Source organism: Chitinolyticbacter albus, assembly GCF_024437655.1.
Lineage (GTDB): Bacteria > Pseudomonadota > Gammaproteobacteria > Burkholderiales > Chitinibacteraceae > Chitinolyticbacter > Chitinolyticbacter albus.
The window spans coordinates 18,878-41,866 of sequence record NZ_JANBVF010000019.1 but is presented as its reverse complement, the minus strand read 5'-3'; the positions used below and the strand labels follow the sequence as shown (position 1 = coordinate 41,866).

Sequence of the window (22,989 nt, the reverse complement as noted above, 5' to 3'; positions counted from 1 at the left end):
CAGGAGCGAACGTCGTACGGTCGGTGCTTGCATTACCGAAACGTTCGCGGGGCAACGGATCGGAGTGTGAAGTGTGCGTGCATTCACCATCCCGGACGGGCGCAAGCGGCAGGCTGCACGGGCCTGCGCACATTGTGGCGAGGAAGGGGTCCGGATTCAAGCGCTAGTCGTCGAGCCGGATTACCGTAACTATTTTTGGCACTTGCCGGGCTCAAGTTTGATCGAGGTCAGGAAGGGAAGGTAGCTAGTTGCTGCATTGCAGCATATGCTCGGAAGGCGATCCAGAACGGAGCCTTTCATGCCTTATTCTTTTGAAGAACTGACGATCGGCCTGACCGCCGAATACCGCAAGACCTTGACCGAGACCGATGTCGTGCTGTTCGCCGGCCTAACCGGCGACAACAACCCGATGCACATCGATGCCGAGTTCGCGGCCGAAACGCGCTTCGGTGCGCGGGTGGTGCACGGCATGCTCACCGCCAGCATGCTGTCTTCGGTGATCGGCATGAAGCTGCCGGGCCCCGGCTGCATCTACATGTCGCAAAGCCTGCGCTTTTTGAAGCCGGTGCATATCGGCGAGACGGTGAGCGCGACCGCCGAAGTGATCGAGCTATTCCCGGAGAAGCAGCGGGTGCGGATCAAGACTGTCTGCTCGGTACGCGGCGAGCCGGTGCTCGATGGCGAAGCGCTGATCTGGGTGCCCAGGCATGATTGAAGCTGCCGTCCTGGTCGGGCGTGAGTCGCCCGCTCAGGCCGGCAGTGGCTTGCCCATCACCACCTGATCCTGTGCCCGGTAGCCGTTGCGCTCGTAGAAGGCACGCGCCGGCACGGTAGCGCCGGTGAGCAAAAAGGTTTCGCCATAGCCCGCCTCGGCGAGCTGGCGCTCGAACTCGGCCAGCAGCTGCTGCCCGTGGCCTTGTCCCTGCAACTGCGGTGCCACGCAGAGCTCCTTCAGGTGAAAACTCCAGTGAGCTATCCAGCGCTCGCCCCAGCCGAAGGCGAGCGCGATCGGGGTATCGCCATCGTGCAGCGCCAGCCCGGCAAAGCGCGGGAAGCGGGAGAAGTGCAGCAACCGCTCGCGCGCGGCGGTTTCGCTCCAGCCGTCGTGCCAGGGCGGTGCGTTGAAGACGGCGCAATAGAGCGCGGCGTAGTTGACGATGTTGTCAGGGTTGAGCGATAGAAAGGACATGAGTGCGCGAAAGGAGTGGGCCGCGTCGTAGCTTAGCTTTGAGTTTGCAACGGCAGGGGTGCGATGAATTGGTCGGGCATACCGCTCAGGTGCTCCACCGCCAGTTGCAGCATGGTTGGCGTGATGTAACTGCGATGCACCCTGTTGATCGCGGCCATGTAAAAGCGTCCGAACAGGTTCTTGCAATGCACACGGGTGCCGAGCGTGAAGCAAACCTGATCGTCGCCGATGATGGATACGCCGACGCAGGAGCGGAACAGCAGGTGCTTGTCGTCGGCGCCGAGCACCACCTGTGCCTGGTTGGACGACACGGCCTGGTCCAGTACCGGGAAGCGCTGGTCGAACAACAGACTGCAATCCTTGGAGAGCAGCGACGATACCGGGCAGCCCAACGGCGACGTGCGCAGACCCATCGGTCGGACCAGCACATTGCGTAGCGCCATCATCCGCCCGACGCCAGCCGGAGGGTTGTCGAGGAAGCCTTGCAGCAGCTTGCTGAGCAGGGCCGCTGGCCCCAGCCGGACCAGATTCCGGTCGACCAGCACCAGGCAAAACGTGTCCTCATGATGCAGCGTATGCGCCTGCAATTGTGTCAGCAGCAGTGAGCCGTGGGGAGGCTGGCCCAGCGCCATCACTTGGGGGCGCGGCCGATTGTCGGCGAGATAACCCTGTGCGCCGCGCCAGCGGCCCCAGGCGCCGCGCAGCAGGCCGGTACTGCAGCGCGCGGCCTGGCAGAGCAGCGCCTGCAGCGATCCGGGGGGTGCATCCAGCGACAGCGCCGTGGTATTCACGGTGCGCCGCTCCAGCGGGGTCTGTTCCAGCAGCGCCATGACCGTGGTTGGCAGCAGCTCGGTCAGTGCCGGGATGGTGGCCTGGTTGGCCAGCACCTGTTGCCGCAACTCGGGCGATAGATTGCCGCCCAGTTCGTCGGTATGGCAGGACAGCGCAAAAAAAGTGGGATGCAGTTTGTTATGCGCCAGCGGCCAGAACTGGTGCCAGGTTTCGCCACCGAAGCGAACCGTGAACAGGCAGTCCGGCGGAATGTTGACGAAGTGCAGGCAATCGAAGAAATGTTGGGGATGGGCAGCGATCTCTTGCGGTGAGGCGGTGCTGAAGCGCAGCTGTGCGCCGCCGCTGCCGGAAATGGCGGTGAATACCCGGTGCCCGGCGTGGCGATGGAAGGGGTGGCCATTGGGGCCGACGGCGAACGAGTAGAGCGAGGTGGCGTCGCCCTTGGTGAAGTCGGTGCCTGCCAGTTTGGCTGAAGGCTCCTCGAGCTCGTCGACGAACTCGGTGTGCGCCTGTTGCCGGGCGATGGCGCCCTGGTAGATGTGATCGCCTGCGCCGTGGCCCAGCTGAGTGATCAGCGCGACTTCCACCGGCAGCCCGCCTGATTGCGACGCAATACTGACCGAAGGGAAGGTTCGCGTGACTCTTTTCAACTCCAGCATGGTGGGCATCCTCCGGCATAGGACAAAAGCATGAGCGGATATTGGCGTGATCGGCTCAGGCACACAAGCGTTGGGGCGCAGCTGCTGCACAAAACAAAGCCCGGCAACGCCGGGCTTTGTTCTTGCTGCCGGAGTGGGTGGTTTAGAGCGGCAAACAAAACCCAGCGCAGCGGTTCTGGCTGACGCGCGAAATGTCCTGAACGGCAATGAACCGGACTTCCTTCGGTCGCAGACAGTACAAGGCGTACGGCAAGTGGGTGCGGCGACGCTTAAGGGTTTTGTTAGCTGCTCTTACAGCCCGATCGCCTCGTCCTGGCCAAGCAGAATGTTGAGGTTCTGCACCGCCGCGCCGGAAGCGCCCTTGCCCAGGTTGTCCAGGCGGGCGATCAGCACCAGCTCGCCGCCGCTCTTGCTGGAGTAGGGCAGGATCTGCAGCTGATTGGTATTCGAGAGTGTATCGGCACGCAGGAAGGCATCGCGCTCCAGCACGTCCTGGCTGTTGAGGGGAGCCACGGTCACAAAACGCTCGCCGGCGTACCAGTCCGCCAGTGCCTTGGCGGCATCCTCGGCCGAGCCATTCAGTTGCGACGCGTGCAGCGGAATCGCCACCAGCATGCCAGTGGGGAAGTGGCCGACGCTGGGCAGGAATACCGGCTTGGTGGCAAGGCCGGTGCAATGCTGGATTTCCGGCAGGTGCTTGTGCGACAGGCCCAGCGCGTAGAAGGCGAATGGTTCGGCTTCGGGGTTCTCGTGCACCTCGATCAGCGCCTTGCCGCCGCCGGTGTAGCCGGAAACGCCGATGATGTTGAGCGCGGTGTCGCTAGAAAGCAGGCCGCGCGCTATCAGCGGGCGCAGCAGCGCGATGGCGCCGGTGGCATAACAACCGGGATTGGCGATGCGGGTGCTGGCGCGGATCTTGGCGCGCTGGTCGGCGGCGAGCTCGGGAAAACCGTAGACCCAGGCCGGATCGACGCGGTGGGCGGTGGAGGCGTCGATCACGCACACGGCTGGGTTCGTGATCATGGCGACCGATTCGATCGCGGCATCATCCGGCAGGCAGAGGATGACCACGTCGGCCTCGTTCAGCAGCGCCTTGCGGTGCTCGACCGAACGGCGCAGCTCGACGGGTAGGCTCAAGAGTTGCAGATCGGTGCGCCCGGCAAGGCGCTCGACAATCTGCAGACCGGTGGTTCCGTGTTCACCGTCGATGAAAATCTTGGGCAGGCTGGCCATCTTGTTCTCCTGATTCGCGAACCCACGAGCTTAGCGTCAGATGCCGCGTCGCATCAACGTCGGCGGCGTGACAAAACGTCAGTCATCAGTCCTTGATGCTGCGCGTGATCTTGGCGCAGTGGCCCTTGCTGAACCAGACGTCGTACTGCACCTGGCTTGCCCGCCAGGTGGCGGACACATCGCCGTAATCCCAGTAATCCCGCTGCTCGCACGGCCCGGCGATCGCTTCGAGCTGTTCGATCGTCAAGCCGAGCAAGGCATCGGGCTGAAGAAAGGCCTCATACACCCGGGCATCCGCAATGAGACGCTCCTGGCGCGCAACCGGGGCGCCGAGTGCGTACAGCACGCTGAATGCACACAGCAGGCCAAAGAGGATGAATACGAGGATGGTCAAAAACGGCACTCCTATGTGAACGACCATGATTTGCCCGGTGTTGCAACCCGCATTAAAGCGGCACACGGCGGGCGTTCGGTATGGCGGCTTGTGTCCAAGCGGCGGGCCGACACCGGTCGGCGCCGCATGTACGCCCGACGGGGCTTGGAAGTCACATTGTATATTCCGCCGCGAGATGACCGAGGCACGGCTCGGCAAGCCGATAGCTCAACCTATCCTCGACCCGTGCCGCGCCCAGGCGCTCGTAAAAGGCCATTCCTCGCACATTCGATGCCTTGACCGGCCAGTCGATTCTGCTGCATCCGTGGGCGAGCGCATGCCGGGCCACCCACACCATGAGGGCCCTGCCCACTCCGGTGCCTCTCTCGGCGGACCTCACATACAGCTCTTTAAGCCAGCACTGCCGGCGCCGATCGGGTGCGAGGTCAACCAGCGAGTAGGTGTATGAAATCGCGGCGAATCCAAGCACGATTCCTCCACCTCTGCTCGCGACCACCAGTTGCAACGGCGAATCCGGCGCCAGCAAGGTATCAACCAGATAGGCGCGCGCCATATCCTCGGAGACGCTCGATTTCTCGTTGTAATAGCCGTGCAGCTCCAGCAGGAGTTCGACGAGCGATTGATGATGTATGTCTGAGGCGAGTTGAACTTGCATTTGTGATGCGACGCAGAACGTTTGGGCCAGATGCACCCTGGTGGGCAGCTTCACGCAGGACGAGACGTTTCGGTATGGGGCCATGTTGCCAACGGAAGTCGGGGCAGTCCAGGCGAATGCGGTTGAGCTAGCGCTGGCGCCCTAGACGTCGCATTTCATGTGGCAACCATCCATGCCGGTCTCTGTTGTTCGGGTAAGTTAATCCGGCGGGTTAATGTGGGGTAACGCCAGCTGGGGCATAGAGCCCGGTAGCCGCGATGTCTCTCCACATTTCCGGCAATTCCTTGGCGTGGCGGCGTAGCTGCTTGGTCCGATACATGTCGTCGTCTGCCTCTGCCAACATATCCTCAGGCAACGACGGTAATTCGCTCTGTATGAATTTACCGATACTGGCGCCTAAAACGACTTCGCGTTTATTCAGCAGATAAGGCTGGGTGAGAGATCGGTTAATCTTGTCGCGGACAATAGCAAGGGTTCTGCCACTCGTATTGGGCAAGACGATGACGAATTCATCTCCGCCCATGCGCGCTACCGTATCCGTAACGCGCACGCACATGACAAGGCGCGTAGATACGATCTGGAGAATCTGGTCACCCGCCTGATGCCCCATCTCGTCGTTGACCAGTTTGAAGCCATCGAGGTCAATGGCCAGTATGCCAACCAGATGATGCAGCCGATCCGCCATTGCGATCGCAACACCGAGCCGGTCTAGCAATAGCGCTCTGTTTGCCAGACCTGTCAGGTGATCGTGGTGAGCATCGTACTGTACAGTGTGCAGCAGTTCCTCCAGCTGGTGCACCCGTAGGCGCAACCGTGTATTTTGTTGCTTGGTGGTTTCCATTTTCATCTCCTGGGCCGTAGACTGGCTTTCAGCCAGTCGGCGTTTCTACAATTGCCAGCTCAGTAAACGACGGGAACCAACAAGCAGATAAGTTGGAGTAAACACAATTTCAAAGAACAGCTCGGTTGAATTGCGCAGGTGGTAGGCGGCGACGTTGAGTTGTGCTGCCAGATTGTAACTGCTTGGGGTGCCGCCTATTTGGCCAGTAGATGAATGATCTTAATAGCGGCGCAGCGCCAAAAATGCCGTCATTGGCGTGGGATGCTTGGGAACGGAAGGGCCTTCATCCCGAAATCAAAGCGGGCTCCAGTGCGCGCATGCGATGCCGACCTCGTTGTCCGCTCACAAGCGATGCTGAGACCAGTCGTATGACCGCGTAACAACCGGTTGATTCGCGGCGCGTTGCTCTTGTGCCGACGGCGGGGTCAACGATCTTGCCTTGGTATCGACTTTCAGCGGTCGCTTTATATTCAGTACCAGGATATTGGTAAGGTTCATGTTCTATCTCTCAATTTCGGATTTTGCTTGCCGGCAAACACTGCCAGCATCTATGCGTCGGTTGCGGCGATGCGCGTGCTCGCGAGGAAACCTTACTTGTCCATGGCTCAGGTAAATGATTGGGCGCACCTGAGACCTATCTTGCGTAGCAGCGCACTGTCAGTCGCTTCAGCTGCGCAGTCATGGCTTAAAAGCATTTTGAAGGCACTGGCACCAAGCCAAGCGTGGACTGGAGCAAGAGGGCGGGATATCGGTTTGGAGTGACAGGCCACGCTATGGTAGGAAAATCCAAAGCTACCGAAGTCCCACTGGTAGCCAGCGCGGCTATGCGTGCAGAATGAAGCACCAATACAGGGTGCGCCCCTTTTCCCCAAAAGGACACCGGTGTCGCCCGAAAATACGACGGGCGGGCGGTTGCTACGGCCCCTGCAAATCCGACCCCTCGGCCTTCGGGTTGCCCTGCGACGCCACCAGTGCAATCGCCTCCAGATCCGAGGCGGGTAGGGTCAGCCAGCATCTGTGCATGCTCGTGTGTGCCCTTGGTTTGCGATGACCACTGGCTAATGACATTGCGGGAGAGCAAGGCCGACTGAGCCGCATGTCGATAGACCAGGCCATGCCCGGCGGCGTGAATCAGAGGATCGTCACGCCAGATGGCCGCCAAGGGTCAGCCGGGGGCCACATTGGTCAGCGCGGCGTCGCACATACAGCTCCTTCAGCCAGCACTGCTGGCGCCGATCGGGTGCGAGATCAACCAGCGAGTAGGTGAATGAAATCGCGGCGAATCCAAGCACGATCCCGCCACCTCTGCTCGCGATGACACGTTGCAGCGGCGAATCCGGCGCCAGCAAGGTATCAACCAGATAAGCGCGCGCCAGATCCTCGGAGACACTCGATTTTTCGTTGTAGTAGCGGTGAAGCGCCAGCAGGAGCTCGACGAGCGGTTGATGGTGTATTTCTGAGGCGAATTGAACCTGCATTTAAAGGCCTGGCTGTGAATCTGGAATGGTTCCGTTCCACGAACCATGGTGCAAACTGGGCTTTGTATAGTCCGATCGATCGTGGGTTCAAACATGCTGTTCCTTATCTGATATACGGAACTTAGGTGGTCAAAGCCACGTTTGGCACGCCCAATCAGCGATCATCAACGCCTACGCTGCCCGGTGTTCTCCAGGGTTTGGAGCTAAATAGAGCAATCGCAAGCGCAAAAGTGATTGCAATCACGGAATTGCCGAGTGGCAAAAAAGGCTGGCTGCCAGGCCCGCGCCGAAGCCACTGTCTGATGTTGTGAATAACCACGCACTGCCAACGATTGATACCAGTGAAGCATTCAGTAGGTATATTGAAACCTCAGCTAACCTCTCCAATTGATAGCGATTGGAGAAATATCGAATTAACGCATTGCTGGTTAAACCGGGCCGGAGTACGAACCGCCAGACTAGTAGCAATTGCATGTGATTTCGTGGTCGCCTTAATGGCCCAGTGTTTGACATGAGGGGCGGACAAGAGCGACGGCTCTCGGACATTCCTCTCAACGCATGGGTTAAACCTCGATGCGTACCTGCGTTGCTGGAGTGACGGAGACTCTGGGGCCGAAGCTGCCGAGCCTTTTCAGCGTCGCGTTGTGGTGAGCGCAGATCGTGGCTGCTGGAAGAACACTGTTGTCCAAAGTGGAATGCCCATCAGCCACTAGCACAACCGGATAGCCGCGAGCCAAAGCGCCACGAACTGTGGAGTCAACGCAAAACTCACTTTGCAAGCCACAAATGATGAGATCGGTGATTCCGAGCGATTGCAAATGCGATTGCAGTTCTGTCCGGTGGAATGAGTCACATGCCGTCTTGCGAAGACGAACATCTCCCGGCTCGACTTTCAGGCGCTCATAGAGTTGCCATCCGTTGGTATTGAAAACGAATGGACCTTCATTTTCCTCATGCTGGATGAAAAAGACAGGCGCTCCGGCAGTTCTTGCCTGGCCAGCAATGGAGTTGATTCGATCCACAACGGCATCAATGTCGAAAGCTGACCATTTGCCAGTACATAGCGCTTGCTGAACATCAATGACTAGGACGGCGGTTTTCATGGGGATCCTGTTGGGGGCGAACGAATGAGTTCAGCGGCCGCGGGAGGGCCGCTGGAATGATGGATTCGAGCGAGTTCTAAAAGACGTCCTCCAGCCCACGGCAATTTTTCTGGTGACAGGCATACCAGCGACTTCCTTCGAACGAACACCCCCCGCCCAGATTATCGGGCGTGAAATCGCACGCGTCGAACTCGCACTCGACAAACCGACAGTCCGAGAACGAGCAGCCGCGAAAAGTACAGCCTTTGAACTTAACGCCCACGAATGTAGCCAAGTTGAACAGACCCCAGTACCAGCCACATTCTTCAAACTGGCAATCAATGAACTCTGAGGTAACGTGAACGCCTTCGTCAGTCACTTGCATGAATGTGCAGTAACGAAAGACGTTCTCATCCCAATTGACGCCCTGGCCAAGGGCTGCTCGAAAGTCGCCGCTATCGATCTGCATTCTGTGCTCTAACGGTGAAGGTACCTGGTGACCAAGGAGCGGGTCGGCGACATCGGCGGACGCCGTTGAGCGTCTATGTTGGCTGACCTGTCAGGCATGGACCTCCTCGGTTTTACCGAGGTCACGACAGAGAACCAGCGCGACCAATGCGACAAACAGGCCGGCGAGCACAGAGAGCAGCGGCACGATGGCGAGGACGATAGGCTCGCTCACGGAGCTCACGAGAAAGTACCAGGCGCCAACGGTACCCAGTGCCTGGCCCAGCAAAGAGGCGCTCTTGTTCGTTCGCCAGAGCTTGAGTTTCACTGCGTCATGGATGAGTGATGTGGCGACAACCACGGCAAGGACTATGGCCAGATAGTTGAGCATATTCGCCGCGAATCCCAAAAATCGGATCGCTGCGATCAGCAGCAATAGAATGGGTCCTACCGGCGTATGACCCATGGGGCCTATCGCGAATGAGGGCGCGTCGGGGTCAGTGGGCGTCAAGATCGCGCCGACCAGAGCCAGCGGAATTGCGATTGCGGTGCCCGCGCCCAGCGCGATGAACTGTCGTCTGATTTGGAAGTATTGGGTCATGGGATGCCTCAGGGCTTGACGTTCAACACAGTTGCTAACGTTGGAGGTAAGGGGCCGTCTGGAGGCGGCACGCCGGAAGACGGTCCCACTTGACCGAAAGGTTAGGCATTTTTAGCGTCATCGCCGCAACCGCACCCCACGGTGACCTACATCTTGCAATCGAACGAAGCCTAAGTCCGCTGGCGGTATACCCTCTAGGACCACGTCTGACTTTGTCCAACTGCCGCTAATCAGTGGTTCATTGAAGGTTACGTCTCTAGATTTTGCCTCCGCGGAATTTGGCATCCCGCTTTTATCGATCGAACCCCATTCCAGCTTTGTTTTAAGACCATCAATCGTTGCTGCAGTTAGGTTGCCGAATAACAACGTAATTTTGCTGCCGTTTGCATAGGGCTGAATATCTGCAATTGAAACCGTCAAATTGCCAAGATCACTTTTAACTACGGAGTACCCATCAGAGCCAGGTGTTAGGAACGCTACCTTGTCCAAACCACTCACCATTTGCTGAATCTCAACCTTTTGCTGAAGATCGCCAAGTTGCTTTTCGAGAGCTTCGACTTTCTTTTCGAGAGATGCGGCTTTTGTACTGCTATCGCATCCGACGAGAAGCAATGCAGTAACAATGACGAGGCCAGTAGCTTTGATTTTCATGTTGGGCTCCCCTATGCAAAAGAAAGTAGATGTCTAACGTTGGAAGTAACTGGCAGCCGGAGCTGCGCAGCGGCGGAGGGAACCCAAAGTGTAGCTTTGGGCTGTCCAGTTGACCGAAAGGTTAGGCATCACCAAGTAGCAACTTGACAAATTCTATTTTCGCCTTGGCTCTAAGGCGTGCAATAACTTCAGTGTCTGAGACTTGGCCATCAACCTTTACCATGTGCTGAGTACCTGATGGTTCATGTAATAGAATGATGAAACAAGAGTTTGCTTCTGAATTGGTTTCACGAGCAGGAACCATCCCTTTCCATTGATAAGGCACTTCTACAATTCTTATATCGACCATCTTGGCATTCGGATGCAGCCGCATAAAATATGCCTAACGTTGAAAGTAACAGGCGCCGGAGCGCAGCGGAGGGAACCAAACTGCATAGCAGTTTGGCGTCCGGTTGGCTGAAGTGTTAGGCCCTAGTGTGCAATATCGCATACGCAGCCTCTAAATCTGTGATCTCTTGGTCACGAAAGAAATAAGTTGTTCCCTTGGTTTCAATCAACTTGTGAACAAACTTTCCATCCGACATGATTCGATAGGAGGCTGATTCAACATACGGGCAATCAGAGATTTTCAAATATGAAAGTATGGCTGAGTACGTGACGGGCTTGAAGGTTAATTGGGGCGAAACCACATAGAGAGCAGTAGCCCCATCATCGGCCTCGACTTCGGAAAACCAAGCGCGCAGTGCGGCTCCAGTTGAGACAGCCCATAGCATGCCATGAATCGGCATTTCACCCCGCGCCATTCCATCCGCGGTGTCGTCGAGAATGGCAAATAAATTCTTTTGCACTTTGACTAGTTCGCCATGAACCTCTTCCCACTCCGAAGATGCTTGTGCAAGTGGCTTTCCGATGAGTGAGAAAGGAATAGAAGAGTCGAGATCGTTCATGTGCCTAACGTCGGAGTTCAGCGGCGGCCGGAGGCCGTCCGATGGAACGACTTGTTAGAGGCAAACCGCTTGACCAACGTCTCAAATTCTTGCTCGTAGCGACGTATTTTTTCGGCGTCACGCTCTAGGTGTAGAAACGGCTTTCTACTGCCAGTGACCATGACATTGTTATTAGTTTCGGAAAGCGGCTGGACGGACGTCCAAGCCTTGAAAAGTGAGCAGCTGGTCCCCGAAAGTTTGGCCGCCAGATAAGCAATTTCCTCCGTCGGGTGTTGGTTTGAAATATACAGGCGCCTTAGTCTCCTACACCTAGCCAAGGGCTCAACCCCTTCCGCCACGATTCTGATGTTTCTGATGTCAATTTCCTCGAGCTCGCCCAGATCAGTCAAGGGATCCAAAGTCAAGGCCGTGTTCGCCTTGTCCATTCCACCTGTGTAGGCAAGTGCTTTGAGCCCAGAAATCTTACCGATGGGGGCAAGGTCAGAGACTTTAGGGGTGTGCTCGAGAATGAGAGTTTCTAAGCCGAGGTCGGACAAGGCTTCAATCTCGGATACTTGTGAATTGGACCGGATCGCGAGGTGCTTCAGGCTTTGAACGCGACGAAGAGGCGAAAGGTCGGCAACCCTCATCTGGTAAAAGTCAAGTCTCTCAACGTCTACGTGTTCGCAGATCAACCCAAAAGAACTTGCATTGGCGCCCAGTACGTAGGCCGACATGCCTGATATCGGGTATTTCAGGTCTTTGGTGGAAACCTGTCTATCGTCAACGACAATCACAGCACCTTTGTCCGGCTTCAGGACAAGAGCGCCCCACAAGGGCGGTACTTGGAGAAACGGATTCGGCAGGAGCACTCTCAGCCTCTAACGTTTGAGCTAAGCGGACGGACAAATCGCAGCTTTGGCTGGTCCGCTTGAGCGAAGGGTTAGGCGTACCACATTGCTGGATGTTGCCCAACCTGATTAAAAACTCCGCAGCTCAACAGCGTGAGCGAGAACCGCGACGAAACTGCTGAGAAATTACCACGGCCGCAAGCCAAATACCACGAGCGGGAAGCAAGAGCTGAGGCGCTGATGCTTTGCGGAGACAACGCTTCAAGTTCAACTGCCACAAAGCTGTGCCGGCGCCAGCCAGGAAGCAGAAACTTAAAAATCAGCGGAATGCACCGCTGCAATACCGAAAAGAAAACCAAAGCAAAATAGAAAACCAGCAGCAAATGAAAAGAGCGAAAACCTTGAAAATGAATTTGCGCCGCGCCTAACGTTTGAGATGAGAGGGGTGACCCGGCTTGCCGGGGCACGTCCTCTCAATTGAAGAGTTGGGTGTCATTGCAGCATGCCTCTAACAAGTGACGTGGGGTCGGTGGCGGGGTTGCGCCAATCCGCGATGCTCGGATGAGTGGCAACGACGACTTTAAGACCAGTATTCCCCACGTATGCTGTGCTGCGCCATTTGCGATTGTTGTCTTCGACAAACTCACCACATAGCTCTTTTGCACCAATCTTGCCTCGGACGTATTGGCCAGCTGTCTTGCCGAAGCAGAGGATTGTACTCGGACGAAGCTGCTGGATAACGAACGAATGGAACGGCCAACACAAATCAGCTAGCGTTCGCATCTCCAATTTGAGATCGCTCTCTCTGCGCGAGCGAACAAAGACAAGATTGCTGCACGGCACTTGACCAGCCGATAGGCCGAGGCCTTCGAGTAGGTGCAGGACACGAGGTTGCATGCCAGAGCTCCCTGGACGGGAGTTCCTCCAAGATTCGTCTCGATACGCCGACCAATCGGTAGGAAGTTGCTCCCACACAGCGGCTGTATGGCTTTCAACAGTTTCGGCTTCCTGTTTCTCAGGATCGCCGCCCGGATTGAGGCCTAGTACATACAGCGATGCTGACGTTGTGAACGCCATCCTCCCGGAATAGAAAACCTTCCCGGACCTACACCGCGTTTCGCCGGGAATTCGACTGATCAACTCTCTCGCAATGGCTGCAGCTTGGTTCATGATGCCCAACGTTAAGTAGACACCCTAAACGGTGCGGTTTGTAAGTTTTAGGGTGTGTTGTGCCCTAACCATTTAGCTGCCAACCCTTGCCGTTACTGGCTTTACGCCACTATGCAGGGTTTTAGGCTCCCTAAATGAAAAGAGCAAACACGCCATGGCATCCGATATCGCAAAGCCGCTGCGCCTCCTGGACCAAGTTCGTGATCGCATACGGGTCAAGCACTACAGCTTGCGTACCGAGGAGGCTTACTTGAGCTGGATTCGGCAGTTCATCCATTTCCATGGCAAGCAGCATCCCGTTGAAATGGGTAAGCCGGAAGTCGAGGCATTTCTAACATATCTCGCGGTAGAACGTCATGTCGCGGCGTCGACACAGTCGCAAGCCAAGTCAGCGCTGTTGTTTCTCTATCGGGAGGTGCTGCAGATCGACTTGCCATGGTTGATTGATCTGGTGGCGGCCAAGCAGCCGCAGCGTTTGCCGGTCGTGCTGACAACGCAGGAAGTGCAGAGCCTTTTGGGGCGTTTGCAGGGTACCTGGGGTTTGCTGGCGCGATTACTGTACGGCACTGGGATGCGGGTGATGGAGGGCTTGCGGCTGCGGGTCCAGGACATGGATTTCTCGCGAAGCGAAATCGTGGTTCGGGAGGGCAAGGGCTTCAAGGACCGGGTGACGATGTTGCCGACCAGCTTGGTTGAGCCGTTGCAGGCGCATCTGGCGAAGGTGCACCAGTTGCACAAGGATGATTTGGAGGCAGGATACGGCGAGGTATATCTGCCTTTTGCGCTGACACGTAAATATCCGCAAGCTGCCCGCGAATGGGGCTGGCAGTATGTGTTTCCGTCGGTGCGGCGCAGCGCCGATCCGCGCGATGGTGTGATCAAGCGCCATCATCTGGACGAGAAAGGGCTGCAACGCGCGCTCAAGTCAGCGGCCCGTGCGGCGGGACTGGTGAAGCGTGCTTCGCCGCATACCTTGCGCCATTCCTTTGCCACGCATCTGCTGGAATCGGGATACGACATTCGCACGGTGCAGGAGCTACTGCGCCATGCCGACGTGCGCACCACCATGATCTATACGCATGTGCTGAACCGGGGTGGGCGAGGCGTGGCTAGCCCGCTGGATCGCTTGCATTGATTGCTGTGCGTGCTTCAGCGGCGGGCGTGTTGTTCACCGCTGAAGCTGGTTCCTGCGCACCCCACGGTGCCGACAATATGGGAAGGCTGGATCGCCAGAGCGAGCACAAACGCCTCCGGCGCCGATGCTGCCGCTTTCAGCCAGCCAACTTCGCCGCCGCGTCGCGCAACGCGGTGCGCAGCCCTTCCTCGATCACCGGGTGGTAGAACGGCATGTCGAGCATCTGCGGCACCGTGAGCTGCATCTGGTGCGCCCAAGCGAGCGTATGCGCGATGTTCTCGGCGCGCGGGCCTATCCACTCGGCGCCGAGGAAAGTGCCGCTCTCCTTGTCGGCATAGACGTGCATCAGGCCCTTGTTCTTCAGCATCACGCGGCTACGGCCCTGATCCTCGAAGCTGACTTCGCCGACCACGATGCGGGCAGGGTCAAGATCGGCAAAGCGGGCGCCAACCATGGCGATCTGCGGATCACTGAACACGATGGCGATCGGTGAGCGGCGCAGGCCGGGCGCGACGGCCGGGTAACGGGCTGCGTTGTTGCCAGCGGTCTTGCCCTCGTCGGCGGCCTCGTGCAGCAGCGGCAGCACGTTGTTGGCGTCGCCGGCGACAAAGATAGGGCTGTCGCCGCATTGCAGCGTGTCGCGATCGAACAGCGGCACGCCACGTTCATCGAGCGCGATGCCGGTGTTTTCCAGCGCCAGGTTCTTCACGTTCGGCGTACGGCCGGTGGCGAGCAGCACGTAGTCAAATCGCTCGGTCACCGGTTCGCCGTCGCGGCCGACAAAGCGGATCACTGCCTCGTCGCCGTCGCGGCCCATGTGCTCGATGTGCGCATTGGCGTTCAGCGCGAAATCGGTGGAGAAGGTGGCATTGGCATAGTCGCGGATGGCCGGGTCGGTGAGCGGGCCGATGTGGCCGCTGCGGCCGAACACGCGCACGATCACGCCGAGCCGTGACAAGGCCTGGCCCAGCTCCAGGCCGATCACGCCAGGGCCGAACACAGCGACGCGGCGCGGCAGCGCATCCCAGGAAAACACGTCGTCGTTCACCACCAGCCGATCGCCAAACACGGTGAAGGCATCGGGCACGCTGGGGCTGGAGCCGGTGGCGATCACCACGCTGCCGGCCTCTACGCGGGTGGTGCCGACCAGCAGCGTGCTGGTGTCGATGAAGTGGGCGTAGCCGGCGAGTTTGTCATCAGCAGGGATGCCGTCGACGCTGCGCAGCACGAAGCCAACGAAGCGATCGCGTTCGCGCTTCACGCGGTCCATCACCTCGCGCCCATTGATCACGATGTCGCCATCGATGCGTACGCCAAAGGCGGCGGTGTGGCGCAGCTCGTGCGCGGCATCGGCCGCGGCGATCAGGAGCTTGGATGGCATGCAGCCGACGCGGGCGCAGGTGGTGCCGCCGGGGCCGCCTTCGATCAGCAGCGCGGTCTTGCCGGCGGAGCGGGCGGCGCGGTAGGCGGCAAGGCCGGCGGTGCCGGCACCGATCACGGCGACATCGACTTGGCGGGTATTCTGGGTCATGGCGGGCTCCTGGCAAGGGTGGGATTGCGGCTGGCGCAACCGTCGCACCCGGCATCACGCGATCAGAATGAGGCCGGGTCCGAAGGCTGTCGGACCGATCGCCAGCCGGGCTGGCCGGCGATCGGGAAGTGCGGCGAAACATCCGCCACCGGGTGTTGCTGCGCGCGGCTTAGAGCGGCTAACAAATCCCAGTACAACGGTGCTGGAAAGGCGCGTGAAACATCGTGAACGGCGATGAACCGGACTCCCTTCGGTCGCAGGCAGTACGAGGTGTACGCCGAGTGAGCGCAACGCCTCCAGCAGGGTTTTGTTAGTGACTCTTAGGCGGCGGCGAGGTATTCCTCGAGCTGTTCCGAGCCACCGATGAGCTCACCGTTGATGAACACCTGCGGCGCGGTCATCTTGCCGGAAACGGCGCCGAGTACCTTGCCACGCACCTTGTGATCGAGCGGCAGGTCGATGTACTCGAAGCCCTTGTCAGAAAGCAGCTGCTTGGCCTTGGCGCAGAACGGGCAGCCTTCCTTGCTGAACACCACCACCTGGTCTGGCGTCTTGGCCGACGGGGCGATGTGGGCCAGCATGGTGTCGGCGTCCGATACTTCGAACGGATCGCCTTCCTTTTGCGGCTCGACGAACATCTTCTCGACCACGCCATCCTTCACCAGCATCGAATAGCGCCAGCTGCGCTTGCCAAAGCCCAGGTCAGCCTTGTCGACCAGCATGCCCATGCCTTCGGTGAATTCGCCATTGCCGTCCGGGATCATCACGATGTTCTGCGATTCCTGGTCCTTGGCCCATTCGTTCATCACGAAGGTGTCGTTCACCGATACGCAGAGGATGGCATCGACGCCGTGCTTGGCGAACACCGGTGCCAGCTCGTTGTAGCGCGGCAGATGGGTGGAGGAACACGTGGGGGTGAAGGCACCAGGCAGCGAGAACACCACGACGGTCTTGCCGTTGAACAGCTCGTCGGTGGTGACATTCTTCCAATCGTTGTTTTCGCGGACGCGGAAGGTGACGTTGGGGACGCGTTGGCCTTCGTGGTTCTTCAACATGCGGATGCTCCTGGTTTGAGGTGGATGCTGCGTTGCAGCGACGGGATGAAGTATCCCGGTCGTATGCTGATTGGTCCAATTGATCGTTTATAAGTTTTTAGTGAATAAAAACTATTGATCGGGATCAAGCATGGCCATAGCAACGCGTGCGCGACATGCCGGGCCATGACGGCCTAGCCTTGTCGCTAGGAGCGCACACAGTGGTGGAAGTGGCTGTGCAAACTACCGCGCAGGCTGCGCGGATCAGACGAGTGAGAGATCGAGGAACCAGTAGTCGCCGTGGCGTTGCCGCGCACCTTGCCGGACGGCAATGGCGGCGTTGAAGGCGGGGGCGTCCAGCACCACCGTGTGGTATTCGCCATTCTCGCCGCAGGCATCGATGCCCAGTGCTTCGAGTTCGGCGATTAGCGTGCGGTCAATGGCGCGGCCGAGAAAGTCCGGCCCCAGCGCGGCATTGCAGGAGACGATGCGCGCCACGATGCCGCTGTCGACCATTTCCTCGACCAGTTCGCGCCGGCTGCGCTGCCACAGCGGCAGCAGCGGGGAGAGGCCTGCACGCGCGCAGACCATTTCCTCCCAGTCGCGGTGCGGTTGCAGATCGATATCACCGAACACTGCGGCTGTGGCGCCGTGTAGCTCGCGTGCTTCGAGCAGTCGGGCGACGAACTCGGTTTCGTAGCCGGCCCACGTCGCGCTGCCTGTCAAAAGCGGCAGACCGAGTGCGGCGGCCTGGGCGTTCAGGAGGGCGGGCGAGAGGCCGTGCGATCGCGAGCGCTCGCCGGTTTCGTTCAGCATATTGATCAGCGCCACCGGACGGTGGCCGGAGGCCAGTGCGAGATGGAAGGCGAGGCAAGCATCCTTGCCGCCACTCCACGATGCCAGGAAGGGCTGGGAGGAGATCATGTCGCGATTGTCGCATGCGCCCGCCTGGCGGTAGTGGCGGTGCAGACATGGTATTTCTGCGAATATTGATCGACGTTATGATGCTTCCCTTACAACGCCAGCACCCTTTATGAATCCGCGTCCCTTATCGCTTGCCATTGTCTGGATGCTGCTTGCCGCGGTGGTCGTGCCCTGCGCGAGCGCTGCGCCGCTCAAGATGGCCCATACCGCCGGCATGGGCTATCCGCTGGTCACGCTCAGTGGCCAGCGTGTGACCGGAGGGCTGCTTAAGGAGCTGGGCGATCTGATTGCGCAGCAGCTGGGCAGCAAGGCGCAGCACACGCTGTTTTCGCGCCGCCGCATCGAGCAGGCGCTGGCGCGGGGCGAGGCGGACATCATGTGCTATTCCAGCCCCACCTGGTCGCCGCAGGCGGTGGGCGGCTGGACTCGCCATGTGTTGCCGCAGGTCGAGCGGGCGGTGACGCTGGCGGAACAGCCGGTACCACAGAGGGCGCCTGACGATTTCGTCGGCAAGCGCATCGCGGTCATGCTGGGCTACCACTTCGCACCGATTCAGCCGCTGTTCGACACCGGCCGTGCGACGCGCCTTGACGACACCCGCGTCGAAAACCTGTTTCGCCGGGTCCGGCTGGGCATGGCGGATGTGCTGATCATGTCCGAGGCCGAGATCGAGGGCTACTTCCGCGACGCCCCGGCGGAACGGGTGCAGTATGCGATCGGCAAGGTGCCGTTCTCGGTGGTGCAGACGCAGTGCCTGGTTTCGCCGCACTCGCCGTGGAGCGTGACCGCAGTCAACTGGGCGCTGGTCGAGTTGGAGCAGGCCGGTGATATCGAGCGGCTGGCGCGTCGCTACGGCATGTCGGAGCGTTAGCCGCCCCCGCTGCGCGGCGGCGTCCTGCGATTGGTCAGCCCAGCCGCTTGAGGAACACCTTCATCTCGCGCGCGGCCTGGATGTCGCCGCGCGCTTCAGCCACGGCAATGCCATCACGATAAGCGTCGGCCGCAGCAGCCGTATCGCCCATTACTGCCAGCGCCTTGCCCAGCAGTTTGTACGCCGCCGAATACTTCGCGTCGTGCGCGATGGCGGCGCGCAGGTGCACGATCGCATCCGCAGCCTGGCCATCGGCGAGCAGCGCCTGGCCGAGGCCAAAGCGCAGCAGCGCGTTGTCCTGGCCGCGCGCCAGCATGGCGCTGAGGGCTGCGATCTGGTGGGTGTGGTCCATCACTGCCCCAGCTTCCATGCGGCCCAGGCCAGCAGGCCCCAGCCGACGATAAAGGCCGTGCCGCCCAGCGGCGTGATCGCGCCGAACCAGCGTGGCGCACCCAGCGCCATCGCGTAGAGCGAGCCTGAGAACAGCACGATGCCCAGTTGCAAGGCCCAACCGGCTGGCCGCGCCGCGGCGGTGGGCGCTTGCAGCAGCAAGAGGCCGATGGCGATAAGGCCTAGTGCGTGCCAGCTGTGGTACTGCACGCCAGTCTGCCACCAGCCAAGCTGTTCCACCGACAGGCGCGCCTTGAGGCCGTGCGCGCCGAAGGCGCCGAGCACCACGGCGAACAGCAGGTTGAGGCTACCTATGAAGATGAAGTTGAGCATGGCATGTTCCGGATGAGGCAAAAACGAAGGGGCCGTTGCCGGCCCCTTGCGCTGATCGTGCCTGCCGCCGGCATCGCGGCGGCGGAGGCGCTTACTTCTCGACGAAGGCGCGCTCGATCACATAGTCGCCGGGCTGACCGATGCGCTTGGAGACCTTGAAGCCGCGCGCGTCCAGCAGATCGCAGGTGTCCTTCAGCATCGCCGGGCTGCCGCACAGCATGGCGCGGTCGGTTTCCGGGTTCAGCGGCGGCAGGCCGATATCGGTGAACAGCTTGCCCGATTCGATCAGGTCGGTCAGGCGGCCCTGGTTGCGGAACGCTTCGCGGGTCACGGTCGGGTAGTAGATCAGCTTTTCGCGCACCGCATCGCCGAAGAACTCGTTGTTCGGCAGTTCCTTCTCGATGAAGTCGGCGTAAGCGAGCTCGCTCACTTCACGCACGCCATGCACCAGGATGATCTTGTCGTACTGCTCGTACGCTTCCGGGTCCTGGATCAGGCTCATGAACGGCGCGAGGCCCGTGCCGGTGGAGAGGTAGTACAGGTGCTTGCCCGGGTTCAGGTCGGACAGCACCAACGTGCCGGTCGGCTTGCGCGACACCAAGAGCTCGTCGCCCACCTGGATCTTCTGCAGGACGGAGGTCAGCGGACCGTTCTGTACCTTGATGCTGAAGAATTCGAGGTGCTCTTCGTAGTTCGGGCTGGCGATCGAGTAGGCGCGCATCAGCGGCTTGCCGTTCACCTGCAGGCCGATCATCACGAACTGGCCGTTCTCGAAGCGCAGGGCGGGGTCGCGCGTGGTCTTGAAGCTGAACAGCGTGTCGTTCCAGTGGTGTACCGAGAGAACGCGTTCGGAAGCGAAGGCACTCATTGCAAATCCTGATTGGTGATGTTCGTTAAGCGCTACTGCGGCGCCAAGCGGCCGCGACGGCAAAGGCCGGGATTATCCCGGCCTTCGGTTACTGTTTCAATGCGGCGGTCAGTTGCGGCACGGCGTCAAACAGATCGGCAACGATGCCGAAGTCGGCCACCTGGAAGATCGCGGCGTCCGGATCGTGGTTGATGGCCACGATGACCTTGCTGTCCTTCATCCCCGCCAGATGCTGCGCGGCGCCGGAAATACCGGCAGCAATATAGAGCTCGGGTGCGACCACGGTGCCGGTCTGACCGATCTGGATGTCGTTGGGCGCGAAGCCGGCATCGACCGCGGCGCGGGTGGCGCCCAGCGCGCCGTTCAGCTGCGCGGCAAGCGGGCCCAGCACCGATTCGAAGCGCTCGCCCAGGCTGCGCCCACCCGAGATCACGACGCGGGCGGTGGCAAGTTCAGGGCGATCGCTGACATTGCGGCTTTCGCTCACCCAGCGCGCTGCGCTGGTCGCGGCCGGTGCGGCCAGCGTGGTGATGCTGGCATTGCCGCCATTGCCCGCGGCGTCAAAGGCGGTGGTGCGGATGGTCACCACTTGCAGCGCGTCGCTGCTTTGCACGGTGGCGAGCACGTTGCCGGCGTACACCGGGCGCACATAGGTGGCCGGGGCCTGGATGCGGATCACGTCGGCGATCAGCGCCACGTCGAGCAGGCCGGCAGCGCGCGGCAGCGCGTTCTTGGCGTAGGCGGTGTGGGCGCCGAGCAGCACCTGGTAATCGCCGGCAAGCGCGACCAGCACGCTGGCGATGTCTTCGGCCAGAGCATGCTCAAGATGCGGCGCATCGACGCGGATCACCTGCGCCACGCCGGCAACCTTGGCGGCATCGGCAGCGGCGGCGCTGGTGTCGCTACCCAGCAGCAGCAGGTGGACCGGGGCGTTCCACGCCTGCGCGGCGGTCACCGCCTGGCGGGTCGCTTGTTTCAGTTGCTGGCCGTCGTGTTCGGCAAGAATCAGGGTCGTCATCAAATCACCTTCGCTTCGCGCAGTTTCTGGACCAGCTCGGCCACGTTGGCCACCTTGACGCCGGCGGCGCGCACTTGCGGCTCGGCGGCGGCGGTGCGCTTGATGCGCGGCGCGAAGTCGACGCCCAGGCTCTCGGCGGCGAGGGTCTCGATCGGCTTCTTCTTGGCCATCATCAGGTTGGGCAGCTTGACGAAGCGCGGCTCCGCCAAGCGCAGATCGGCCGTGATCACCGCCGGCAGCTTCAGCGCCACGGTCTCGGTGCCGCCATCCACTTCGCGCACAACGATGGCTTCATCGCCAGCGATATCGATCTTGGAAGCAAAGGTGCCTTGCGCCGCGCCCAGCAAGGCGGCCAGGATCTGGCCGACTTGACCCGCGTCGTCGTCGATCGCCTGCTTGCCCAGCAGCACCAGCTGCGGCTGCTCGCGCTCGGCGATGGCTTTCAAGAGCTTGGCGACGCCCAGCGGCTGCAGCTCGGCGGTGGTCTCGACCAGGATCACGCGGTCCACACCCATGGCTAGCGCATGGCGCAGCACGTCCTGGCACACCGCCTCGCCGAGGGTCACGGCAACGATCTCGCTCACCACGCCGCGCTCTTTCAGACGCAGTGCTTCCTCGACGGCGATTTCGTCGAAGGGATTGATGCTCATCTTGACGCCGGCGGTCTCGACGCCGGAGCCATCGGGTTTGATCCGCACGCGCACGTTGTGATCAACAACGCGCTTTACGGCCACGAGTGCTTTCATTTTCCAGGTCCTGGCTATTCACTTTGCAGCGAATTATATGGTCCGACGCGTTATCTGTGAAGTAGATTTGTTATATCGTTTTTATCTGAGTTAATGATATAGCTCAATACGCGTTCCCATGGCGGCGGGTTCGGGGGGGGGGCGTTGAGTTTGCCGCGCCTGGCCTCGCATGTGGCGAAATAAAATTAATTATTGTTCACGATCAAGAATGGTTCTCGATAAGGTTGGGCTCATAGGATCAGCGGTTTATCATCCGGCGTCGTTTCCGCCAACCAGGAGTATTCCGATGAGATTCATGATGCTCGCGCTGTTGTGTGCCACAGGTTTGGCTCAGGCCGCCGAGTACCCGATCGGCAAGCCCGCAATCAAGGCGGGCATGGAGATCGGTGCCGTCTACCTGCAGCCGATCAAGATGGACCCGCCGGGCATGATGCGCGCGGTCGAGCAATCGGACGTGCACCTGGAAGCCGACATCCACGCGATGAAGGACAACCCGAACGGCTTTGCCGAAGGCGAGTGGATGCCCTATCTGCTGGTGAAGTACGAGATCCAGAAGGTTGGCAGCAAGAACGTGATCAAGGGCGACTTCATGCCCATGGTGGCGAGCGACGGCCCGCACTACGGCGACAACGTGAAGCTGGAAGGCCCGGGCAAGTACAAGCTCAAATACACCATCCTGCCGCCGTCACAGAACCCGATGGCGCACTTCGGCCGCCATGTCGACAAGGAAACCGGCGTCGGCGCGTGGTTCGCCCCGTTCGAGCTCAACTATGAGTTCGCCTACGCCGGCACCGGCAAGAAGGGCGGGTATTGAAATGGGCGGCCCGGCTGTTCGCATTGGCGCGCTGGCGAGCGTGCTGGTCCTGTGCTCGGTGCCGGTGCAGGCAGCCGATTTGCCGGTGTTCAAGATCACCCTCCGCGACGGCACCATCAGCCCGCCGCGGATCGAGGCGCCGGCGGGTACCCGCTTCAAGCTCGAGATCACCAATGCCGGCAAGTCGCCGGCGGAGTTCGAGAGCATTTCGCTGCGCAAGGAAAAGGTGCTCGGCCCCGGCGTGACCTCCTTCGTGGTGGTGAACCCGACCAGCCCCGCGCAGCATGTCTATTTCGATGATTTCCACCCGCAGGCCAAGGGCGTGCTGGTGATCAAGTAGTCCGGCAGGTTTCCCC

General features: G+C 60.1%; 29 protein-coding genes. 5 read left to right on the top strand and 24 right to left on the bottom strand.

All coding sequences use genetic code 11. The annotated features are described in order from the left end of the window. Positions 1-298 precede the first annotated feature (298 nt). On the top strand, positions 299-715 hold the full coding sequence (locus tag NLI84_RS12760) for a MaoC family dehydratase (protein WP_255990743.1): 417 nt from the start codon (positions 299-301) through the stop codon (positions 713-715). 33 nt (positions 716-748) lie between these two features. Here the strand turns inward: NLI84_RS12760 and NLI84_RS12755 are convergent, their stop codons facing one another. From NLI84_RS12755 to NLI84_RS12680, 16 genes are all read right to left on the bottom strand, one after another. Continuing rightward, a complete protein-coding gene (locus NLI84_RS12755) occupies positions 749-1,189 on the bottom strand; it encodes a GNAT family N-acetyltransferase (protein WP_255990741.1) in 441 nt (146 codons plus the stop codon). A gap of 32 nt (positions 1,190-1,221) precedes the next feature. After that, a complete protein-coding gene (locus NLI84_RS12750) occupies positions 1,222-2,640 on the bottom strand; it encodes a DUF2867 domain-containing protein (RefSeq protein ID WP_255990738.1) in 1,419 nt (472 codons plus the stop codon). A 291-nt stretch (positions 2,641-2,931) separates the two neighbouring features. Further along, positions 2,932-3,873, bottom strand: coding sequence for an N-acetyl-gamma-glutamyl-phosphate reductase (argC, locus tag NLI84_RS12745; RefSeq protein WP_255990737.1), 942 nt, complete (start codon positions 3,871-3,873; stop codon positions 2,932-2,934). Between the two features lie 85 nt (positions 3,874-3,958). Further along, on the bottom strand, positions 3,959-4,267 hold the full coding sequence (locus tag NLI84_RS12740; RefSeq protein ID WP_255990730.1) for a hypothetical protein: 309 nt from the start codon (positions 4,265-4,267) through the stop codon (positions 3,959-3,961). A gap of 151 nt (positions 4,268-4,418) precedes the next feature. Next, complete coding sequence (locus tag NLI84_RS12735) at positions 4,419-4,976, bottom strand: GNAT family N-acetyltransferase (protein ID WP_255990729.1); 558 nt, start codon at positions 4,974-4,976, stop codon at positions 4,419-4,421. 157 nt (positions 4,977-5,133) lie between these two features. Further along, positions 5,134-5,763 carry a GGDEF domain-containing protein gene (locus tag NLI84_RS12730; RefSeq protein WP_255990728.1) on the bottom strand — a complete coding sequence of 210 codons (630 nt, stop codon included), beginning with the start codon at positions 5,761-5,763 and terminating at the stop codon, positions 5,134-5,136. Between the two features lie 1,142 nt (positions 5,764-6,905). Beyond that, positions 6,906-7,241, bottom strand: coding sequence for a hypothetical protein (locus NLI84_RS12725; RefSeq protein ID WP_255990726.1), 336 nt, complete (start codon positions 7,239-7,241; stop codon positions 6,906-6,908). Positions 7,242-7,804: 563 nt separating this feature from the next. Beyond that, a complete protein-coding gene (locus tag NLI84_RS12720; RefSeq protein ID WP_255990725.1) occupies positions 7,805-8,344 on the bottom strand; it encodes a cysteine hydrolase family protein in 540 nt (179 codons plus the stop codon). A gap of 76 nt (positions 8,345-8,420) precedes the next feature. Continuing rightward, complete coding sequence (locus NLI84_RS12715) at positions 8,421-8,792, bottom strand: pentapeptide repeat-containing protein (RefSeq protein ID WP_255990724.1); 372 nt, start codon at positions 8,790-8,792, stop codon at positions 8,421-8,423. A 90-nt stretch (positions 8,793-8,882) separates the two neighbouring features. Beyond that, positions 8,883-9,371 carry a hypothetical protein gene (locus NLI84_RS12710; protein ID WP_255990723.1) on the bottom strand — a complete coding sequence of 163 codons (489 nt, stop codon included), beginning with the start codon at positions 9,369-9,371 and terminating at the stop codon, positions 8,883-8,885. A 117-nt stretch (positions 9,372-9,488) separates the two neighbouring features. Continuing rightward, on the bottom strand, positions 9,489-10,022 hold the full coding sequence (locus NLI84_RS12705) for a DUF3251 domain-containing protein (RefSeq protein WP_255990721.1): 534 nt from the start codon (positions 10,020-10,022) through the stop codon (positions 9,489-9,491). 121 nt (positions 10,023-10,143) lie between these two features. Next, the gene (locus NLI84_RS12700) at positions 10,144-10,395 is read right to left on the bottom strand and encodes a hypothetical protein (protein ID WP_255990719.1); all 252 of its coding nucleotides are present in this window, start codon (positions 10,393-10,395) and stop codon (positions 10,144-10,146) included. Positions 10,396-10,486: 91 nt separating this feature from the next. Further along, positions 10,487-10,969, bottom strand: a complete 483-nt coding sequence (locus tag NLI84_RS12695) for a hypothetical protein (protein ID WP_255990718.1) — start codon at positions 10,967-10,969, stop codon at positions 10,487-10,489. A gap of 17 nt (positions 10,970-10,986) precedes the next feature. After that, a complete protein-coding gene (locus NLI84_RS12690; protein ID WP_255990716.1) occupies positions 10,987-11,784 on the bottom strand; it encodes a leucine-rich repeat domain-containing protein in 798 nt (265 codons plus the stop codon). Positions 11,785-11,891: 107 nt separating this feature from the next. Beyond that, entirely contained in the window at positions 11,892-12,266 is a 375-nt protein-coding gene (locus tag NLI84_RS12685) for a hypothetical protein (RefSeq protein WP_255990714.1), read from the bottom strand. 25 nt (positions 12,267-12,291) lie between these two features. Beyond that, positions 12,292-12,696, bottom strand: a complete 405-nt coding sequence (locus NLI84_RS12680; RefSeq protein WP_255990713.1) for a uracil-DNA glycosylase family protein — start codon at positions 12,694-12,696, stop codon at positions 12,292-12,294. 427 nt (positions 12,697-13,123) lie between these two features. On the opposite strand from NLI84_RS12680, the gene NLI84_RS12675 reads away from it, so the two are divergent. After that, the gene (locus NLI84_RS12675; RefSeq protein WP_255990705.1) at positions 13,124-14,104 is read left to right on the top strand and encodes an integron integrase; all 981 of its coding nucleotides are present in this window, start codon (positions 13,124-13,126) and stop codon (positions 14,102-14,104) included. 136 nt (positions 14,105-14,240) lie between these two features. Here NLI84_RS12675 and NLI84_RS12670 read toward each other — a convergent pair whose 3' ends face one another. The 3 genes from NLI84_RS12670 to NLI84_RS12660 form a co-directional block, all read right to left on the bottom strand. After that, on the bottom strand, positions 14,241-15,635 hold the full coding sequence (locus NLI84_RS12670) for a dihydrolipoyl dehydrogenase (protein WP_255990702.1): 1,395 nt from the start codon (positions 15,633-15,635) through the stop codon (positions 14,241-14,243). A 320-nt stretch (positions 15,636-15,955) separates the two neighbouring features. Continuing rightward, positions 15,956-16,690: a glutathione peroxidase gene (locus tag NLI84_RS12665; RefSeq protein ID WP_255990700.1), complete on the bottom strand. Its 735-nt coding sequence runs from the start codon at positions 16,688-16,690 to the stop codon at positions 15,956-15,958. Positions 16,691-16,933: 243 nt separating this feature from the next. Then, a complete protein-coding gene (locus NLI84_RS12660; protein WP_255990699.1) occupies positions 16,934-17,593 on the bottom strand; it encodes a Dph6-related ATP pyrophosphatase in 660 nt (219 codons plus the stop codon). A gap of 109 nt (positions 17,594-17,702) precedes the next feature. On the opposite strand from NLI84_RS12660, the gene NLI84_RS12655 reads away from it, so the two are divergent. After that, complete coding sequence (locus NLI84_RS12655; RefSeq protein ID WP_255990697.1) at positions 17,703-18,464, top strand: substrate-binding periplasmic protein; 762 nt, start codon at positions 17,703-17,705, stop codon at positions 18,462-18,464. A 34-nt stretch (positions 18,465-18,498) separates the two neighbouring features. Here the strand turns inward: NLI84_RS12655 and NLI84_RS12650 are convergent, their stop codons facing one another. The 5 genes from NLI84_RS12650 to NLI84_RS12630 form a co-directional block, all read right to left on the bottom strand. Next, complete coding sequence (locus tag NLI84_RS12650; protein ID WP_255990695.1) at positions 18,499-18,816, bottom strand: tetratricopeptide repeat protein; 318 nt, start codon at positions 18,814-18,816, stop codon at positions 18,499-18,501. Continuing rightward, positions 18,816-19,187 carry a DUF423 domain-containing protein gene (locus NLI84_RS12645; protein WP_255990694.1) on the bottom strand — a complete coding sequence of 124 codons (372 nt, stop codon included), beginning with the start codon at positions 19,185-19,187 and terminating at the stop codon, positions 18,816-18,818. Before NLI84_RS12645 ends, NLI84_RS12650 begins: the two co-directional genes overlap by 1 nt. A 91-nt stretch (positions 19,188-19,278) precedes the next feature. Further along, complete coding sequence (locus NLI84_RS12640; RefSeq protein WP_255990689.1) at positions 19,279-20,055, bottom strand: ferredoxin--NADP reductase; 777 nt, start codon at positions 20,053-20,055, stop codon at positions 19,279-19,281. Positions 20,056-20,143: 88 nt separating this feature from the next. Beyond that, the gene (locus tag NLI84_RS12635; protein ID WP_255990685.1) at positions 20,144-21,073 is read right to left on the bottom strand and encodes an electron transfer flavoprotein subunit alpha/FixB family protein; all 930 of its coding nucleotides are present in this window, start codon (positions 21,071-21,073) and stop codon (positions 20,144-20,146) included. Continuing rightward, positions 21,073-21,819, bottom strand: coding sequence for an electron transfer flavoprotein subunit beta/FixA family protein (locus NLI84_RS12630; RefSeq protein WP_255990682.1), 747 nt, complete (start codon positions 21,817-21,819; stop codon positions 21,073-21,075). Before NLI84_RS12630 ends, NLI84_RS12635 begins: the two co-directional genes overlap by 1 nt. Positions 21,820-22,105: 286 nt before the next feature. Between NLI84_RS12630 and NLI84_RS12625 the strand changes: the two genes are divergently transcribed. Continuing rightward, positions 22,106-22,633, top strand: coding sequence for an iron transporter (locus NLI84_RS12625; RefSeq protein WP_255990681.1), 528 nt, complete (start codon positions 22,106-22,108; stop codon positions 22,631-22,633). Beyond that, on the top strand, positions 22,590-22,973 hold the full coding sequence (locus NLI84_RS12620; RefSeq protein ID WP_255990679.1) for a cupredoxin domain-containing protein: 384 nt from the start codon (positions 22,590-22,592) through the stop codon (positions 22,971-22,973). The genes NLI84_RS12625 and NLI84_RS12620 overlap by 44 nt, the downstream gene beginning before the upstream one ends. Positions 22,974-22,989 lie beyond the last annotated feature (16 nt).

Coding starts and splice junctions, on each gene's coding strand:
- NLI84_RS12635 (WP_255990685.1), bottom strand. CDS start 21,073: ATGACGACCCTGATTCTTGCCGAACACGACGGCCAGCAACTGAAACAA.
- NLI84_RS12640 (WP_255990689.1), bottom strand. CDS start 20,055: ATGAGTGCCTTCGCTTCCGAACGCGTTCTCTCGGTACACCACTGGAAC.
- NLI84_RS12680 (WP_255990713.1), bottom strand. CDS start 12,696: ATGCAACCTCGTGTCCTGCACCTACTCGAAGGCCTCGGCCTATCGGCT.
- NLI84_RS12750 (WP_255990738.1), bottom strand. CDS start 2,640: ATGCTGGAGTTGAAAAGAGTCACGCGAACCTTCCCTTCGGTCAGTATT.
- NLI84_RS12725 (WP_255990726.1), bottom strand. CDS start 7,241: ATGCAGGTTCAATTCGCCTCAGAAATACACCATCAACCGCTCGTCGAG.
- NLI84_RS12720 (WP_255990725.1), bottom strand. CDS start 8,344: ATGAAAACCGCCGTCCTAGTCATTGATGTTCAGCAAGCGCTATGTACT.
- NLI84_RS12730 (WP_255990728.1), bottom strand. CDS start 5,763: ATGGAAACCACCAAGCAACAAAATACACGGTTGCGCCTACGGGTGCAC.
- NLI84_RS12630 (WP_255990682.1), bottom strand. CDS start 21,819: ATGAAAGCACTCGTGGCCGTAAAGCGCGTTGTTGATCACAACGTGCGC.
- NLI84_RS12670 (WP_255990702.1), bottom strand. CDS start 15,635: ATGACCCAGAATACCCGCCAAGTCGATGTCGCCGTGATCGGTGCCGGC.
- NLI84_RS12755 (WP_255990741.1), bottom strand. CDS start 1,189: ATGTCCTTTCTATCGCTCAACCCTGACAACATCGTCAACTACGCCGCG.
- NLI84_RS12620 (WP_255990679.1), top strand. CDS start 22,590: ATGAGTTCGCCTACGCCGGCACCGGCAAGAAGGGCGGGTATTGAAATG.
- NLI84_RS12705 (WP_255990721.1), bottom strand. CDS start 10,022: ATGAAAATCAAAGCTACTGGCCTCGTCATTGTTACTGCATTGCTTCTC.
- NLI84_RS12655 (WP_255990697.1), top strand. CDS start 17,703: ATGAATCCGCGTCCCTTATCGCTTGCCATTGTCTGGATGCTGCTTGCC.
- NLI84_RS12625 (WP_255990681.1), top strand. CDS start 22,106: ATGAGATTCATGATGCTCGCGCTGTTGTGTGCCACAGGTTTGGCTCAG.
- NLI84_RS12710 (WP_255990723.1), bottom strand. CDS start 9,371: ATGACCCAATACTTCCAAATCAGACGACAGTTCATCGCGCTGGGCGCG.
- NLI84_RS12660 (WP_255990699.1), bottom strand. CDS start 17,593: ATGATCTCCTCCCAGCCCTTCCTGGCATCGTGGAGTGGCGGCAAGGAT.
- NLI84_RS12675 (WP_255990705.1), top strand. CDS start 13,124: ATGGCATCCGATATCGCAAAGCCGCTGCGCCTCCTGGACCAAGTTCGT.
- NLI84_RS12760 (WP_255990743.1), top strand. CDS start 299: ATGCCTTATTCTTTTGAAGAACTGACGATCGGCCTGACCGCCGAATAC.
- NLI84_RS12665 (WP_255990700.1), bottom strand. CDS start 16,690: ATGTTGAAGAACCACGAAGGCCAACGCGTCCCCAACGTCACCTTCCGC.
- argC (WP_255990737.1), bottom strand. CDS start 3,873: ATGGCCAGCCTGCCCAAGATTTTCATCGACGGTGAACACGGAACCACC.
- NLI84_RS12645 (WP_255990694.1), bottom strand. CDS start 19,187: ATGCTCAACTTCATCTTCATAGGTAGCCTCAACCTGCTGTTCGCCGTG.
- NLI84_RS12700 (WP_255990719.1), bottom strand. CDS start 10,395: ATGCGGCTGCATCCGAATGCCAAGATGGTCGATATAAGAATTGTAGAA.
- NLI84_RS12715 (WP_255990724.1), bottom strand. CDS start 8,792: ATGCAGATCGATAGCGGCGACTTTCGAGCAGCCCTTGGCCAGGGCGTC.
- NLI84_RS12695 (WP_255990718.1), bottom strand. CDS start 10,969: ATGAACGATCTCGACTCTTCTATTCCTTTCTCACTCATCGGAAAGCCA.
- NLI84_RS12650 (WP_255990695.1), bottom strand. CDS start 18,816: ATGGACCACACCCACCAGATCGCAGCCCTCAGCGCCATGCTGGCGCGC.